Origin of the sequence: Paenibacillus litoralis (genome assembly GCF_046244365.1) — a bacterium.
Lineage (GTDB): Bacteria > Bacillota > Bacilli > Paenibacillales > NBRC-103111 > Paenibacillus_V.
Genome location: NZ_CP176395.1, coordinates 3,819,886 through 3,835,700, shown reverse-complemented (window position 1 = coordinate 3,835,700; position 15,815 = coordinate 3,819,886). Strand labels below are relative to the sequence as shown.

Annotated in this window: 14 protein-coding genes; 3 read left to right on the top strand and 11 right to left on the bottom strand. The window is 54.8% G+C overall.

Annotated elements, in window-relative coordinates:
• Nucleotides 1-172: 172 nt before the first annotated feature.
• Entirely contained in the window at nt 173-1,324 is a 1,152-nt protein-coding gene (locus tag ACKGJP_RS15490) for a S8 family peptidase (protein ID WP_409346517.1), read from the top strand.
• 142 nt (nt 1,325-1,466) lie between these two features.
• On the opposite strand, the gene ACKGJP_RS15485 is transcribed toward ACKGJP_RS15490, so the two are convergent.
• The 5 genes from ACKGJP_RS15485 to ACKGJP_RS15465 all read right to left on the bottom strand — a co-directional run bounded on the left by ACKGJP_RS15485 (nt 1,467) and on the right by ACKGJP_RS15465 (nt 6,271).
• The gene (locus tag ACKGJP_RS15485) at nt 1,467-1,928 is read right to left on the bottom strand and encodes a Fur family transcriptional regulator (protein WP_409347173.1); all 462 of its coding nucleotides are present in this window, start codon (nt 1,926-1,928) and stop codon (nt 1,467-1,469) included.
• Nucleotides 1,929-2,034: 106 nt separating this feature from the next.
• Nucleotides 2,035-2,682 carry a stage II sporulation protein M gene (spoIIM, locus tag ACKGJP_RS15480; RefSeq protein ID WP_409346516.1) on the bottom strand — a complete coding sequence of 216 codons (648 nt, stop codon included), beginning with the start codon at nt 2,680-2,682 and terminating at the stop codon, nt 2,035-2,037.
• Nucleotides 2,683-2,782: 100 nt separating this feature from the next.
• Nucleotides 2,783-4,009: an endonuclease Q family protein gene (locus ACKGJP_RS15475; RefSeq protein WP_409346515.1), complete on the bottom strand. Its 1,227-nt coding sequence runs from the start codon at nt 4,007-4,009 to the stop codon at nt 2,783-2,785.
• Nucleotides 3,967-4,545, bottom strand: coding sequence for an NUDIX hydrolase (locus ACKGJP_RS15470; RefSeq protein WP_409346514.1), 579 nt, complete (start codon nt 4,543-4,545; stop codon nt 3,967-3,969). The genes ACKGJP_RS15475 and ACKGJP_RS15470 overlap by 43 nt, the downstream gene beginning before the upstream one ends.
• A gap of 331 nt (nt 4,546-4,876) precedes the next feature.
• A complete protein-coding gene (locus tag ACKGJP_RS15465) occupies nt 4,877-6,271 on the bottom strand; it encodes a DUF3866 family protein (RefSeq protein ID WP_409346513.1) in 1,395 nt (464 codons plus the stop codon).
• Nucleotides 6,272-6,424: 153 nt separating this feature from the next.
• Here ACKGJP_RS15465 and ACKGJP_RS15460 point away from each other — a divergent pair, with 153 nt between their 5' ends.
• Nucleotides 6,425-6,895 (top strand): hypothetical protein, encoded by a 471-nt coding sequence (locus ACKGJP_RS15460; RefSeq protein ID WP_409346512.1) that lies wholly within the window; start codon nt 6,425-6,427, stop codon nt 6,893-6,895.
• Nucleotides 6,896-7,006: 111 nt separating this feature from the next.
• Nucleotides 7,007-8,626, top strand: coding sequence for an extracellular solute-binding protein (locus ACKGJP_RS15455; protein ID WP_409346511.1), 1,620 nt, complete (start codon nt 7,007-7,009; stop codon nt 8,624-8,626).
• Nucleotides 8,627-8,692: 66 nt separating this feature from the next.
• On the opposite strand, the gene ACKGJP_RS15450 is transcribed toward ACKGJP_RS15455, so the two are convergent.
• From ACKGJP_RS15450 to ACKGJP_RS15425, 6 genes are all read right to left on the bottom strand, one after another.
• Nucleotides 8,693-9,616, bottom strand: coding sequence for a phosphotransferase family protein (locus tag ACKGJP_RS15450; protein ID WP_409346510.1), 924 nt, complete (start codon nt 9,614-9,616; stop codon nt 8,693-8,695).
• Nucleotides 9,617-9,697: 81 nt separating this feature from the next.
• Nucleotides 9,698-10,309 (bottom strand): SRPBCC family protein, encoded by a 612-nt coding sequence (locus ACKGJP_RS15445; RefSeq protein ID WP_409346509.1) that lies wholly within the window; start codon nt 10,307-10,309, stop codon nt 9,698-9,700.
• Nucleotides 10,310-10,370: 61 nt separating this feature from the next.
• Nucleotides 10,371-10,982 (bottom strand): uridine kinase, encoded by a 612-nt coding sequence (locus ACKGJP_RS15440; protein WP_409346508.1) that lies wholly within the window; start codon nt 10,980-10,982, stop codon nt 10,371-10,373.
• A gap of 265 nt (nt 10,983-11,247) precedes the next feature.
• Entirely contained in the window at nt 11,248-12,204 is a 957-nt protein-coding gene (locus ACKGJP_RS15435) for a carbohydrate ABC transporter permease (protein WP_409346507.1), read from the bottom strand.
• Nucleotides 12,205-12,247: 43 nt separating this feature from the next.
• Nucleotides 12,248-13,150 carry a carbohydrate ABC transporter permease gene (locus ACKGJP_RS15430; RefSeq protein ID WP_409346506.1) on the bottom strand — a complete coding sequence of 301 codons (903 nt, stop codon included), beginning with the start codon at nt 13,148-13,150 and terminating at the stop codon, nt 12,248-12,250.
• Entirely contained in the window at nt 13,147-15,744 is a 2,598-nt protein-coding gene (locus ACKGJP_RS15425) for a DUF5696 domain-containing protein (protein ID WP_409347172.1), read from the bottom strand. Before ACKGJP_RS15425 ends, ACKGJP_RS15430 begins: the two co-directional genes overlap by 4 nt.
• Between the last annotated feature and the right edge of the window lie 71 nt (nt 15,745-15,815).

The following is a 15,815-nucleotide window of genomic DNA, read 5'->3' as shown; positions in this document are numbered from 1 at the left end:
TCATTCCGCCTTTTCGCATGGTGATTGCATTTGCTTAATTTATCCTCAACCTCTCTCCCTTACTCGCGGCTAAGGCCATTTTTTGCATCATTGTCCTGTCCCGCTCACGGGCAACTCTTCTCTATCATATTTTGAACATATAAAGAACTGATAGTTTGCGGGAGGGATGACTTTGAACCAGCTTGCCGCCTTGCTTAAATCGATCGTATCCGACGATCAGAAAGTCCATATCGCTTCGAATTCCAGTCGAACGCGCGTACGCAGACTGATCGTCCTAAAGAACAACGCCTGCTACACCGCATTTTTACGTGCGATGAAATCCGCCGGGCTTACGCCGGACAAAAAAATAAAGTCCCATAGAGCCGTGCTGTGCCACGTAAATCCGTCGACCAATCTTCAGGCGCTTAGCAACCACGCCCTCGTCAAAAGGATCGAGTTGGACCGCAAGCTCGCGGTACATGTTCTGCCGGATGACAGGGCGGGTTCATCCAACGCCGCATGCGCTTCCGTCAACCGGAACCAAACGATTCCTTGGGGCATCAGCCGCATCCGGGCTCCCCGCTACTGGGACCGGGCCAGTTACGGAAGAAACGTGAAGGTAGGCGTCATCGATACGGGGGTCAGTTCCCACCCGGATCTGAACATCTCGGGCTCTTATAACGCTATTAACAGCAGCCGGTCGGCCCGCGACGACAACGGCCACGGTACACACGTCGCCGGAACGCTCGCCGGTTTGAACAATACATTCGGCGTGATCGGTGCCGCGTCAAGCGTTCGGCTGTATGCGGTCAAAGCGTTCGACGCTTCGGGCGCGGGCTTCGTATCCGATATTATTGAAGGGATCGACTGGTGTATCCGCAAGCGGATGCACATCATCAATATGAGCTTCGGCATGCCGGAGGGCAGCGCTACGCTTCTGGAATCGATCCAACGGGCTTATAGGAAGGGGATCGTGCTTGTTGCTTCCGGCGGGAACAACGGCATTATGGCAGACCAGCTCGATTATCCGGCTAAATATTCCGAAACGATCGCCGTTGCGGCAACGACGCGCGACAATCAAATCGCCTCCTTCAGCAGCCGTGGAAAGGGCATCACGATCGCCGCTCCGGGAGTCGGAATCTGCTCCACGATACCGGGCTCCAAATATTCGCTTCTAAGCGGAACGTCAATGGCAACACCGCACGTAAGCGGCGCGGCGGCGCTTTTATTGAACCTGTATCCCGGTATCACGCCGTCCCAGCTGAAGTCCAAGCTGAAGCAGAACGCCCGTCGTCTTTCGGGTTATAGCTCCAGCGCCCAAGGTGCCGGACTCCTGCAATTATGATGAAGCCTCGTAATGCGGAAACGATTCTCGGCGCCAACCTTTCACGGAACAGCTGCTCTTGATTCGATTGCGCCTCCCGACAAACGAAAAACACCCTCCCCGCGGGAACCTTCGTTCCGCTTGGGGAGGGTGTTGCTGGTTTTTACTGATCCGTTTCGGTCTTGGCTTTGTCGTTGCAGCGGTGACAGATGCCTTGGAAGTCCAGGCGGTGGTCCAGCACCTTGAAATTGTAATCCTGCTCCAGCCGTTCTTCCAAAGGTCCCAGCCAATCTTCCATAATCTCGTCGACCGCGCCGCATTGGACGCATATCAAATGATGATGGTGATGGTGAGAACTGTCGTTTCTCAAATCATATCTGGCAACGCCGTCGCCGAAATTCATTTTCTCAAGCACATGCAGATCACTCAGCAGTTCAAGCGTACGATATACGGTCGCGAGACCGATCTCGGGAGCCTTCTCCTTCACTAACATGAAAACGTCTTCCGCACTAAGGTGGTCTTCCTCGTTTTCCAGAAGGACGCGAACCGTCGCTTCCCGCTGAGGGGTCAATTTATAGCCCTGCGACTGCAGCTGCTGTTTGATTTTATCAATCTTGGCTTCCATGCCGGATTCCATGCTCTTCCCCCTCAAACGGCCATTCCGTTGACGTGCAAACTTGCTTTCATTATAGGGGGTGTTCGCAATTAAAGTCAAACCTTTTACGGCAAGCCTATCCGCCTTGAGCAACCGTAAGCATAGGAGAAACCCATTTCATGACCGCAGGAGACAAGAACGCTTCATAAATCGAAGCGACGATGAGCAGCATAGCCATGGCCGCAGTCGTCAAAGAGTAACGCATAAACGGCGGATAAACCGTACCTTTTCTTTGCCAGAACCGCTGTTTGATCATATCGAGCGAGAAGGACATTGCCGTTACGCTGCAGATAACCATCACGGGCAGCACGATCATATTTTGCGGAACCACGCCGGCTAATGCGAACAGCATCCCTTTCCAGGAATATTGCCCGATCATGTAACCGACCGTGAAACCGATCAAGACGCCCTTAAGAAAGTCGAGCACCAAAATGAGCGGCAGCCCGATGACCGACAGTCCGAAAATCCAAATGAGCAGCACCCATTTCCAGTGCATAAGCAGGCCCGAGAAAAACGTTTCGCGGTTCCCGTCCCCAAGCCCCTGATCCACCGATTGAAAAAAACTGCCCAGATGACGGCCGATTTCCTGCTTTTGCTCCAGCGTCAGCGCATTTACCATAACGGCGCCGAATATGACGCCCGTCATCAGGATAACGGCGATAAAAACATACAGCGACAAATGCTCCTTCGAATAGTTGTGCATCGTTCGGCTCAAACTCGTCATGCGGCGTTCCCCTTTCCCATCGGTCGAAGTCCTCTATTAACCATATGAAAAAAGCGAACGGCTTATGACTGCTTGTCTGAGAGAATACAGCGGGGTTTTGCTAGGAATGCGTTACTTTCCCGTATCGTCCGCCGCCTCCGACAGCCAGTTCAAGCGTTCCTTCGCGCGCGCGGACGATCATTTCGGCGATTCGGTCTCCGGCTACTGCCGCCAGATCGGGTTCTTTCACACGGTGAAGCACGTTCATCTCCGTTCCGAAAGCCTCCAGCAGCCGGTTCAGCAGCTTGGGACCGAGACCGGGCATGAATTCGAGCGGCACCTGGTACCGGTACGGAGGGCGCGTTACCGCTACGTGAGGCGTCTCGCGATCCGCAATCGCCGTTATCCTGTCGAGCACGCCGCGCACCAGCTTGGTGCTGCCGCAATACGTACACCGGTCGACGGTCGCTTCCCGCTCGTCAATAATGGACTCGCAAAGCCCGCAATACGTCCGGTGATATTTGCCCAGTCGCGGATTCAAGCCATAGTTTGCTGCGACGCCTCTTCCTCCTTCGCCTGCCAGCGCTTTGACTACCTCGGCGTATGTCGGCTCCTTAAGCGTGAGCTCGTTATATTCGCGGCCGATTTTGCCGAGTGAATGCGCGTCGGAATTCGTCAGCAGCGTAAACCGGTCAAGCTCGGACAAGTAGCCGGCCATTTCCGTGTCGGCGCTCAAGCCGAGCTCGACGGCGGCAATCTGAGCCAAATCGAGCAGATCCGCCATTTGCGGCGAGCAGCTACCGTATACGCTTTTGTGCGGGGTGAAAATATGAGCTGGCACCATGATGCCGCTGCGGTCCGCCACCTCGCGCTGCAGCTCGCGGGCTAGGACGTAGATGCGCTGGGAGCTGAGCGTCACGTTCTTCATACGCCCGCTCATCCAAGCGGTAAAACTCCGCATGGCGTCCAGCGTCGGCATATAAGCGAGCAGATGAGCCGGGCCCATGCCGGGATCGCGCACTTCGATTTCGCTGCCGAGCAGCACGATCGTCTCCTTGTAGCGGATGCCCCCGCCTTCCGCCTCCGACATCTCGCCGCTGGAGAGTAGAGCGTCGATCTCCTCTTGTACCGCAGGAGACTGGCAGTCGATGATGCCGACGATGTCGATCCCTTTCCGGTCGGACGCTTCCTTGGCGATGTTTGCGAAGGTTAGGTTGTTTGCGGCACTTATTTTGACCGGAGCTCCCTTGGCCGTTCTGCCGATATGGATGTGGAGATCGGCGTAGAAGGAACGCAGCGAGCCGCTCATGAGTGGCCGATTTTCCCGGTCAGCCGGTACAACTGCCATGCGTATACCGCCGTAATCGTTTTGGCGTCGCTGATGCGCTTCTCCGCAATATACCGCTGCGCCTGGTCCAGCGTAATCGCCTCGCACTCCAGAAACTCGTCTTCGTCGGGGTTCGCAACGCCCTTCGTCAGCCGTTCGGCAACGTACAGGTGAAGAATTTCGTCGGCAAAGCCGGGCGACGTATAGAACGAGCATACGTGCTTAAGCGATTCGCAGCGGTAGCCCGTTTCCTCCTCCAGCTCCCGAAGTGCCGCATGCTGCGGGTCTTCGCCCGGATCCAGCTTGCCGGCGGGTATTTCCACCTGACTTTTTTCCAGCGGTTTGCGGTACTGCTCGACTACGATCATTTTATCGTCGATAAGAGCCAGCACGCCCACAGCGCCCGGGTGCTTGACGATTTCCCGCGTCGCCGTCTCTCCGTTCGGCAGCTTGACCCGATCCACCTGTAAAGAAATAACCTTGCCTTGAAAAATCGGTTCGCTGCTTATCGTCACTTCTTCAAATATCTTATGCTGTTTCTGTTCGCTCATTTCCATTGTCCCCCTCCGTTGCCATGCCCTATTCTATGCGGTGATCGCTTACCGGCTGCGGTATGGCTTTTCTTGCACGATTATCGAAACCGCTGTGCAAACAAGCCCATTATACCAAATATCGAAGTTGTGATGCATAACTTGTCCTCCAATCGCATAAGGTTTGTAACAAACAAACCCATTATTCGATTCCGGAGCGGGTGCGGTCCCTATCAGACTGATGCTTCGCTCCGGACGAATACGAAATGAGGACGAACGATGAAAAGCACATTTACCCCGAATCAGATGAGACTAATCGGCAAAGCATGGGAGGTCCGTCATTTGCTGCGCGTGCTGGTCAGCCAGGCGAAGGACCGCCACGCTCCGCTGACGGAGCTGCTGGAACGGCGTCAAATCCGGCCAGTTGCCGAAACGCATGCTCAGCAGCCGCGCATACGCCCAGAAAATACGAGGGATCGTCGCGTAATCCCCTTCCCATTGTCGTAATCGCTTGCGGATACCGCTGGATGGCACGCTGCGCATCCGCCGCGATTACGCCGTCAATCCATAGGCATTGATGCCGCTTATCGCAGCCGCTGCGCTCGAGCTGACGCTGCACGACGATGCGCCGCGCCGGCTCGAGCGCGCCGGGAAGCGGCAGTATCGCGCCTGACAAAGCGATGTCGCCAAGCGCCGACACGATATGATGGCTCAAGCCGTAATGCCGTTCGCGCGCATCCGCGAAGCTGAGCCGCGGCATGACGATCGGGATGCCTCCAAGGGCGTTCACGGCATGGACAAGCTCCGCCACCTCGACCGCCGTATGGCCCAAACGCGTTCCCGTGCCGGCGCTGCCGGGGCCCATGCAGGCGATCGCGATATCGGCACGAAGGACATGCTTCGCCGCAAGCAGCGCGCTGTATTTGTTCATGGCTTCCAGATCGCCGCCATACGCATGGCCTGCCGTTACGGTGCCGCACAGCCAGCCCAGCCCGCGGAGAACGGCCGCGTGATGGCTGACGGCCAGCGGAAGCGCGCCCCCGTCCGTCATAACATAAGCGACGGAAGGCGCCGAGCCGCCTCCCGCCTGTTCGCCTCGATAACGCAGCCAGCTAAGCGCGACCGGCAGCATACTATGCAGGCCTCCGATCAGCACGGGCATCCCTTCGAGCTTCAGCTTGCCGCGAAACAGTCCGTGATGAAGGCCGCCTTCCTCTTCTACGGCGTAGACCGCACGCTGCACCGGCGTGTAGCGAAGCTTCATCATCCTTCCGCCCTTCTGCTCTCCCTCCCCCTTTTTACCGGAAACCGCTTTGGCGAAACCGGACGCTGCTTGTTGCTGACCGATCCCGCCGTTACCCGTCAAATCCCCTTTTTCACTATCTTCAGGGTCCTCCTGTACAGGACCGATGTTTTCTGCGGCGTTCCTTTCGGGAATGGCTCTTTTGTCCGGCCCTCCATCTCCCTTCTTGCTCGGCAACCCGTCCGCTCCTACGGCAGTTTCCTTCCCCATCGGGTTTTGCTCCAGCACGGCGCAAACGAAATCGATACCGCCCGTCCCCAGCTTCAGCTTAACCGCCGTACGATTTATCATGACGCGGTCGCCGACCGTCACGGGGGGCAGCACGTCCGTATAATGATAAGCGAGAGAAACTTCCCCCGTACCGCCTTCCAGCGCGACGCGAAGCTCCTGAACCGGCCTATGCTCCAACCATCTGCAATGGACGACCCTTCCTTTGGCCCAATCGATCATGCCCGTTCACCCTCTCCTGGCTTTGTCAATGATCTATATGCGAATGGGACGCCACTCTTTCTTCCTTGTGAGCAGATCGTCGCAGACTGCGCCGAGTGTGTTATAATAATCCTACATGATACGGGTCAATAACCCGCGCAGGAGGAAGCAAGAATGAACGATTCGTTAACCGGGCAGCAGCGCGTTTCCCACGAAACGCTGGCCGAAAGACTGGAAACGGTCAAACCGCTGGAACAGAACGATCTGGAGTCTTATGAAATCGTCAAAGATCGAACGACCGGGGAGCATTATCTCCTTTACCATTACATTCATATCGTCGTCGCGGATGGGGGCCACAAAGAAACCTATTACCACCTCATGCCGCTTGAAACCGATGATGTGCTGGCCGTTATGTTCGGCGATCAGGGTTACAAGTATCCGGACCAATGGTCCAAGCCCTATTTGCGGAACAGCTCCGACAACGATTCGTACGTCTGGTTCGATCCTTCATACGCCGAGGAATACAATCAATACGAAAATACCGGCCGCAAGCTGCAGGATATGCTTCGCGCCTTCAAAGAAGAAGGCCAGTTCGACGAAAGCAAAGTCCGCGAGCTTTTGCGCCGCATGGACGAAGAGTCTTAGAACGAAGATCCCGTTCTTTCCGCACCTGGACGCAGTTCCGCGCCGTGTCAGCCGGAAACCCTAGAGGGAAGCATCCGTTCTTGAAAAGAAATCATCTTAGGAGGTTCGCAATTGCTGCGATTTCGAACGATCGCCGGCGTGATCGCCGGCGTCTCCATGATTGCCGCCATGGCCGGCTGCAAAGACGACAACAAAGCCAAAACGGCCGTTCTTCCGAACGCCGATTCCATGAGCGAGCACCTCGATATCTCCATTTCATTCTGGGAAATCGGCAAAGCCTTCGAGAAGAACGATGCCGTCCTGCAAAAAATCGAACGGGATTTCAATGTAACGCTTAAGCCCGTTCAGGTCAGCTACTCCGACTATGTACAGAAGTTTCAGGTTTGGGCGGCATCCGACAGCTTCCCCGATGTTTTCGCGCACTCGATTGCAAGCGACACGCCGGGCATATACTCGGACTGGATCAAGCAGCAGCTGATCAGACCGCTGCCGGACGATTTGAGTAAATATCCGAACGTGTACCAGATTGCGCAAATTCCAGATGTGAGGGCGCTTGCCCGCGACAAAAAACTTTATATGCTCCCTCGAATCGCCTATCCGACGAACGATTTGTGGATGCTTGAGCGCGTTGTCCTGATCCGCAAAGATTGGATGAATCAACTGGGGCTCCGGGATCCCAAAAATTTCGACCAGTTTTCCGCCATGATGCAAGCGTTTGCAGAGAAAGATCCGGACGGCAACGGCGAGAACGACACCGTCGGACTGACGGCCAACAGCATGAACTATTTGTCGTGGGCCTTCAGCCCGACATTCCCGCAGTTTGCCGCATCGCAATGGGTACATGAAGAGGAACGCTGGGTTCCGTATTACGCTTCGACCAAAATGAACGATGTCGTATCGCAATTCCGCAAGCTGTATACAAGCGGAGGATTGGACAAGGACTTTACCGTCATGAAAGAAGGCGACGCCAACGAGAAGTTTGCGCAGAACAAAGCCGGCGCCTTCGCTTTCCGCGCAACTCCCGCTCATTTAAGCGAGCTCGAGCATTTGTGGAACCGGTACAACCCGGGTAAAAACTTTTTTGACAGCGTAAAAATCTTGCATATGTGGCCCGCCGACGACGGCGCTCGCTACTACTATGTAGCGCCCACCTACTGGACGGAAACCTACTTCAACGCCAAGCTGGACGACCGCAAAATGGACCGCATCATGCGGCTGTACGACTATCTGCTGTCGCCGGAGGGGAAGAAGTTGATGCAGTACGGTATCGAGGGACAAGATTACAAGGAAGAAGAAGAAGACAAAATCGTCATGATTCGGCCGACGGACGAAAAAACCGGGCAATCGGGCAGCATTCTGAAGAAATACCCTTCCCTTGAAGTGTTTCGTTCGCTTGCCGCATGGGGACAGGAACGGTATTTCGAGTTGAATGACGTTAACAAGCTCAACCTGGGCGAAGCCAACATTCAGAAAAGCCTGGAAGAAATGCGTTGGCAGCTGAATAACGCGCGTGCGGTTCCAATCAACTACCCGATCGTTTCCTTACCGAGCCCTCTCAAGGACAAGCTGAGCGCATCGATTAACCCGCTTGACGATTTGATCAAAATTACTATCAGCAAGGATGACCCTGTCGCCATGTGGCAGGAAACCGTGAAGGGCTACAACAACCGCGGGCTGCAGGACATGATCGTGGAAATCAATCAGAGCATCAAACCTGCGGAAGGCAAATAACCCCTTTCCGTCGCCAGCCGGTGCGGAAGGGGTTCGCCTTATAATAAACCTTCGCAAAGCCTTCATTCAAACTAACGCAAGCAGATCGCTTTTCAGCTTCTTGTAGGCGGGCTTCCAACCCATTTTGGCATAGAAGCGAAGGCCGTCCAACCCTTTAAAATAGCGGGCGCCCAGCATTCGTTCCTTAAAATCCGGGATCGGAATGCCTAGCCGCTCATAATGATCGCGGAAAGCCAGAATGACATTTCTACCCGGTATTACCCCTTCCGCGATCGAGACATCGATCAGAAAATCCCCGTATACGCAGTTGCCGTCAATAATGCCGGTAATGCCGCGCCCATCCGAGAGGATGTTCCAAGCGTGGCAGTCTCCATGGACGAAATACCGGTGCGGAGCATTGTACGGGGCGTAAGACATTAGCCGCGCATAGCACTCCTCGAACACATCTTTTTCCAGGAAGCTTGTGTGAAAGAGATCGTGCCACCCTTCCCAAAAAGTCCCCGTCTGATCTTCCTGAAAGAAGGAAACGAGAAATCGCTCCCACGCCGGGTACCTTCCGTTGCCGTCGGGATCGATCCAACCGTAGCCGCTTGACGAAGAATCAAGCTTTACTTGATTCATTTTGGCGATTACCCTGACAAGGTCGGGTAGTAGAGCGCTCTTGCCGTCTTCCGGAAGGTCCGCCACGACGATGCCTTCCACGCGCTCGGAGATGGCATACACGCAGCTTCCGGCCGTCCCTTGTCCGATTACCCTCGGATAAGGCACGCCCTGTGCAGAAAGCAAATCCGCGATATAGCGCTCCGTCTGAAACGCATCCTCCAAGCCGCTGAACCGGATCACATATCCGCTCCCCGAATGATTGAAGGAAAAAACGCTGCTCAGGTTGCCTCCCGTCAGGAACGTTACATCCGTTACGCTGCATCCCCAATAATGCTCCAAAAGCGCCGCGGCTGCGGTAACGTCGATATCGGATTTTGGATTGAACATGTTGCGGTTAACCCCCTTCGAAAATCGCTGCATGTCTTTATTATGACAGCACCTTCCTATGCGAGGTAACGGGAAGTATCGTTATAATGAAACCTTGCAGGATGGCGACAGCAGATCCAGGACATGTTCCCAGTGGCGCCTCATCAATTCTCTCATATACAAATCGTCCAGCTTTTCCTGATGGAAGCTGATCGTCGTCTTGCCTCCGCTTGCGGGCAAAACGCGAATTTGAAGCGTGGACGAGCCGTCCCACTCTTCTCTCTGCCAGGACATTCGCAGATGACTATACGGTTTGAACACCCGAACTTCGCCCGCTACCCCATCCTTGGAACGAATGCTTTGTCCGGCTTGCAGCGAGTACGACGGCAGTTCCCCAAACCATTTGGATACGCCGTCTTCGGAAATCAGCACATGCCATGCCTGTTCGAGCGAGATGGGAAACGTTCTTCTTACGCCGATTTGAAACCCTGCATCGGCACTATGCCCTACGGGCTTTCGCCCCAGCTTCTGTTCAAACATGGAAGCTGCAAGCTCGCTCCACTCGGGCTGCATGCCGCATTCTTCGGTCAAAAACCGAACGGCTTGCTCGTGCGTCCACGTATGATCCACCCTCTGCTCCATAACCGCAATCCATTGCTCCCAGCTTCTGCCCGTTTCTTCGAGCAGCGCTTTCTTAAAGATCGATCCAACCATAACGAATCCTCCTTGTTTACACGGTATGTTCAGCATACTCGATCTTTGCTGACAGAAGCAGTCAGTAGAACGACGAGGGCTTGCTTTCCACGGTATTCGTGCAGCTTGTCAGCCCGTTAAGCTTCGTTTCGATCCAACTTGCGAGGATCCGCTCCGCTGCCGGTTTTTGAACCAAACCGTTTACGACGATATCGGCCTCCCAGCGCGTCGGCTCTACGAACCGGTCATGCCTTTCGTTCACGAATGCGGCGTACGCCTCCAAATCTTCCGTTTGAATGCCCCATTTCATAAAGCTATCGATTCTTCTTTGCGTTCTCACATCCTGCGGACAGTCGACAAAAATTTTGAGAGCCAGCTTCTCCCGCAGGCTAGCAAAATGAAACAGCAAGAAACCTTCCACGATGACGGCATCGAACGACCTCCGGGTTAACATTCGGTCCAGCTCGTCCGTTATCGCACCGACATCGACGGCATCCGGATGATTGAAATCGTCATACCGATTGCCGCTGCCAGGCAGAATGGCGGTAGGCTTTTCTCTCCTAAAAAAGCGGTCCGTATGGATCGTATGAACATCGTATGCACGTAAGCTTCGTTCGAGCGCGAGACTTAGCGTCGTTTTGCCGCTTCCCGCTCCTCCGGCGATTCCTATGATTAGCGTTGGATGGCCATTCATCCCGGTTGTACTCCCCTTCTTGTCCAAGCTTGAAACGCTCATATTATGAGTTCAACGTCATTATTACGCAGCGCTCCGATAGTCTTCCTTCAAACCGTCTCTTTTCTCGTTACTAGCAGCGCCATGCTCTATCGTTCCGCTTAGGATTGCGTTCTAACTTAATAGGTTCGCTCTCCATTTCGAACTTCCTCCTGCACCTCCCTCCCGATTAACGAAAAAGCCGCCTGCACCTAACTCGGTGCAAGCAGCTTCGTAAACTATAGCCTTATCCTACGATTCCCGTCCGCTCGACGCTCTCGACGAAGTAACGCTGTACGATCACGTACAGGATTACGATCGGCGCGATGAAGAGCAGCTCTCCAGCGTTTTTGGCCATGTACGCATATAGCGGATCGTCGATCTGCAGCGACGCCCACATGGTCGGGAGCTGGGTGGACAGCACCTTGACGCGGGTGAGGAACAGCGATACGTAATAATTGTCGTTCCACTGCCACACGAAGGAGAACAGCAGCACCGTAATGATTGCCGGAATCGAGTTCGGCAGCATGATCCGGTAAAACGTCTGAAAGACGCCGGCGCCGTCCATGTAAGACGCCTCCTCCAGCTCCTTCGGAATGCCGCGGAAAAACTGGCGGAAGATGAAAATGAACAGCCCGCTCTTGATCCCCATGCCCGTAGAAGATTGCAGCAGGAACGGCCAGTAGCTGTCGAGCAGATTAAGCCCTTCTCCGTGAAACAAGCTGAAGAAGCCGAACAAGTCGAAATACCGGTAGTTCAAGTAAGACGGAATCATAATCGTTTGGGCCGGCACGACGATCGTAAAGATCACTAGCGCGAACAACACCCCGCTGCCCTTAAACTTCAGCCTCGCGAATCCGAATGCCGCCAGCGAGCATGAAATCACCTGCAGTATCGTCGATGTGGAAGAGATAAGCAGCGAATTCAGGAACGTATCCGCATAATTTAGCGAGGCGGCGGCGATGCGAAACGTTTCCACCGTAAAATGTTTCGGAATCCATAAGACGGTTGGGTCGTAAACGTCCGTTTTTTGCTTGAACGCCACGGACAGCTTGAAGAACAGCGGATACAGAATGACGAAGCATAACCCGCTTACGAGCACCGCTCTGACGAGCACCCAGCATGCATGCAGCAGCCGATCCAGCCAATGGATTCGCGACACCCGCTTCCATAGCGGGGCGTTTAGCCTGATGACCTGCTTCATTGCGTTCACTCCTTGTATTGGGATGGTAAGCTATCAAATCGGCTTAGTCATAGTAAAATACTTTGCGGGATATGAGCCAGACGGATAAACTCAGGATGATCGAAGTCACCGCAAAATACATCCACGCCATCGCCGCGCTGGAGCTGAAGTTCAGCGACTTGAACGCCGTATCCATGATCAGCTGGTTCAGCTTGTTGTTGTTAAACGAGTCGATGACGGTGTAAACGACATTCGTCAAAATCAGCGGGCTGAGCATCGGAAACGTAATTTTCCAGAACGCTTCGTAACCCGTCGTCCCCTCAATTCTAGCCGCTTCGTAAATGGACGGCGAAATGGACTGCAGCCCAGCGAGGAAAATAAGAATCTGCACGCCGGAAGAGCTGATGATCTCATAGATCCGGTTGACCGAGCCGGTAATGTAATCGACGAAAACGCCGCCCATTCCGGACTCCAGCAGCATCCGCTCCAGCTCGAAGCTTCTCAGAAAGTTGCCTTCCTCCGCCCCCCCGGTCAGCGAGGCGGCGGCATTGCTCATCTCCGTGCTCGTTTCGAGCGAGAGCACGGTCGAAGCGAGTACGACCGGCAGGAAGAAAACCGCTCTTGCGAACACGCGTCCGGTAAACTTTTGATTCAGAATCGTTGCCGCGAATAAGCTGAATATGATGATGGAAGGCACGTTGACGACCATATGGCTGACGGAATCGATCAGCGTCCGGTTGAACGTCGGGTGCGAGAACAGCAGCTCCTGGTAGTACTGGAAGCCGACGAACTCCTTCTGAAAGCCGCCCATTTCTACCTTGAGGTTGCTCAGGCTGTACTGCAGCGACTGGACAAGCGGAATCGCAAAAAGGAAGACGAAACCTAGCAGCCAGGGCGTGACGAACAGAACGCCGAGCGCCGATTTTTTTTGCTCCAGGGAGAGCTGTTTCCGTTTAAGCAATCTCATTTCGCTTCGCCTCCCACTACATAGCCCTGCGCTTCGATCCGGACCCCGTTCACCGTGACCGCTTGATCGTTATAATTGACCGTAATCGTCTTGCCCTTCTCGTAAGTCGTCCGGAATACGTTGTCCGCGAGCTTCTCATGCCCCTCGATCGTTTGACCTTGCACATCCTTCAGCACCTTATTCGTTTCCATATAGACCTGAAGCGCTTCGTCCATCCAATCCTCGTAGTAGGAGGAATATAAGCCGTTGAACTTGGTCTCCTTTACCGCCGAAGGCTGCTCATAAAACCACTCGTAATAAACGGACGCGCCCGTTTCAAGCGTCTTGAGCAGCTGCTCCCGGGTATCCTGATTCGTGTCGAGATTCGCCGGAACGCCGGCATAATCCGCGTAACCGTGCAGCACGATTTGAAAGAACGGCACTTCCTCGTCGGCGATGCTGAACCGGCTGCTCGACAGGGGCGCGTTCACGATCGTTTGCGCGAACGGGATCGCATAAGCGTTGCCGCCGCTAACCATTGCGCTTCCCACCGTATCCGCCACCTTCTTCACCGACTCCGCATTCAAGCCGGCGGATTTCTGGCGATCGATGACCGCCTTCGCCTTCACATCGGAGTTGACGTCTTCGCCGAGGTCGCGCAGAGAGAGACCCTTGAGCTTGAATTTGCCGTAGTCCGCGAGGAAACTGTCGACGAGGCCGGGCAGCTTGCCGGGCGACAATACGTAGTAAGCGAAATCGCCAAGCCTTAATGTGACGGGATTGACATCATAGCGCTTCGCCGAAGTCCGTTCCATGAAGCGCGCAGCGTCCCGCGACGGCTTGAAACCGTGCCCGTCCTCGTATACCCTCAGGAACGAAACGTCGGGAAACAGCTCGATCCGATTGCTTTCCGCATAACGGATGAACGATTTAAACCCGCTTTCGCCCCCCAGCGCGCCGTCTACGGCAATGTCGTCCGGATAGCGGTGTGTAATCCCTCCGTTGAACCAGCCCGTATACTGAACGCGCATACGCGACAAGCCTTTCTGCTTCAATTCCCCGAGCAGCTTGGTCGCTTGCTCGAACGAGGTAAGCGAATCGACCGATTGGTAAGGGATACCGAGAAACGTTTGGCGGGTCGGAATCGATCCGGCCAATTGAAGCATGAACGGCGTATCCGCTCCCGCCTCCAGCTTCCGCATCCGGTTGGTTTGTACGAGATAGTTCCGGTAAGTCTTCGCCATCCCCACGTATCCTGCGGAGCTGCCGGACAGGAACGCGTACCGCAGCGCCACATCCCCCTGGTACAGAGGGGAAAACTGCGGGGTTTCCTTGGACACGCGTCCTGCGCGGTACCGGAACATCTCCATCGTCCGAAGCTCGAACATACCGCTGACGCTGTTGTAGGCGTTCAGCTTGCCGCTCGTGTCCGCTTTTACCGTCGCCAGCGCGTCCCCCTTCTCGATGATCGCAACGACCGCTTGATCGTCCTGCTTCATGCCGAATACGGGAAGCCGGGATTTTTGCGACTGCTGCGGCTCTCTTTTTTGCAGCGGCGTTTCGTCTTTGCCGTACAGCGGCACCTCATAGGACGGGGACGATTTTTTCTGATTGTTCAGATGAATAAGCGCCCCGGAGCCGTCGGGAACGAACATGTAGCCGTTCTTGTCGGTGCCGGCCGATGCGAAGAAAGGCAGCAGCTGCACCGTATGCAGCGGAAACTCCGGCGTTTCGCCGATCTGTCCGCCTGGAATCCCCGCTCGAAAGTTATCGCCCTCGAGTACGTACTCCACCGGAATCGTAAACCGCGGCGAAACGTTCTTTTTGCTGTCGCCTCCGCCGTTCTGCTCGTTATCGAGCGCGACGTCCTCCGCCGTATATCCGATCGATTCCAGCACCGCCACAATGTCTTTCACGATGTAGTCGGCCATATCCTTCCGTTCGTATACCTGCTTCTCCTCATTAAGGAAAAAGCGCGTCGTGATCATATTTTTAACCGTTTCATCCTTGATTTTGCCGAGAATGTTCTCATCCATCCGCTTCTTGCTGATCGTTCTCGGAATCAGTTCGATCCCTTTCTGAAAATTGCCGATTTGATAGACGACCTTGACGCCCTTATCCGTCTTCACGATTTCAAACTGCTTGCGGGCGATGCTCTCCTGGTAGTTGTCGATTACCGTTTCATGGCCCTTCTCGTCGAAGTACGACACGATCAGCTGCGAGGAAAGATTCGATTTGTTGATAGCCGCCGCTATTTTGTCTTTGTCGCGGTCCTGCGGGTTGGAGTACCAGATCGCCCCCGATCGTTTATCCGCTACCGCAATTTCCGTTGTCGTCTTATTCATATACAGCTGCAGCACGCCATTCTCGGCCATCAGCTCCATGCGGTCGGGCGCTTTGATCGGTACGGCCGCCGCCAGCGGCGCACCGCTGACACTACTTTGGCTGCTTGTTGCCGCTGCAATCAGCCCGCTCCCTTGACCGGCTGCGCTTGGTTGTCCCGCTCCGCCCGGCTGCCCGCCGCCGCTGTCTTTCGTATCGGCCATCAAGACGGAACCGCTGAAGCCGATCAGGACGGTCAAGCAAATGCCGGCTGTCAACATCCTTTTTTTCATTGCGCTCAATGCTCTCCCTCCCTATCAAAAGTAACCCCGCAAAGTGACGTTCAGCCTTCGAAGCTTTCTTC

Excerpts from the sequence above, each read along its gene's own strand:
- spoIIM (WP_409346516.1), bottom strand. The coding sequence starts at position 2,682 with ATGACGAGTTTGAGCCGAACGATGCACAACTATTCGAAGGAGCATTTG.
- ACKGJP_RS15440 (WP_409346508.1), bottom strand. The coding sequence starts at position 10,982 with ATGAATGGCCATCCAACGCTAATCATAGGAATCGCCGGAGGAGCGGGA.
- ACKGJP_RS15425 (WP_409347172.1), bottom strand. The coding sequence starts at position 15,744 with ATGAAAAAAAGGATGTTGACAGCCGGCATTTGCTTGACCGTCCTGATC.
- ACKGJP_RS15445 (WP_409346509.1), bottom strand. The coding sequence starts at position 10,309 with ATGGTTGGATCGATCTTTAAGAAAGCGCTGCTCGAAGAAACGGGCAGA.
- ACKGJP_RS15465 (WP_409346513.1), bottom strand. The coding sequence starts at position 6,271 with ATGATCGATTGGGCCAAAGGAAGGGTCGTCCATTGCAGATGGTTGGAG.
- ACKGJP_RS15460 (WP_409346512.1), top strand. The coding sequence starts at position 6,425 with ATGAACGATTCGTTAACCGGGCAGCAGCGCGTTTCCCACGAAACGCTG.
- ACKGJP_RS15470 (WP_409346514.1), bottom strand. The coding sequence starts at position 4,545 with ATGGAAATGAGCGAACAGAAACAGCATAAGATATTTGAAGAAGTGACG.
- ACKGJP_RS15430 (WP_409346506.1), bottom strand. The coding sequence starts at position 13,150 with ATGAGATTGCTTAAACGGAAACAGCTCTCCCTGGAGCAAAAAAAATCG.
- ACKGJP_RS15435 (WP_409346507.1), bottom strand. The coding sequence starts at position 12,204 with ATGAAGCAGGTCATCAGGCTAAACGCCCCGCTATGGAAGCGGGTGTCG.
- ACKGJP_RS15450 (WP_409346510.1), bottom strand. The coding sequence starts at position 9,616 with ATGTTCAATCCAAAATCCGATATCGACGTTACCGCAGCCGCGGCGCTT.
- ACKGJP_RS15475 (WP_409346515.1), bottom strand. The coding sequence starts at position 4,009 with ATGGCAGTTGTACCGGCTGACCGGGAAAATCGGCCACTCATGAGCGGC.
- ACKGJP_RS15485 (WP_409347173.1), bottom strand. The coding sequence starts at position 1,928 with ATGGAAGCCAAGATTGATAAAATCAAACAGCAGCTGCAGTCGCAGGGC.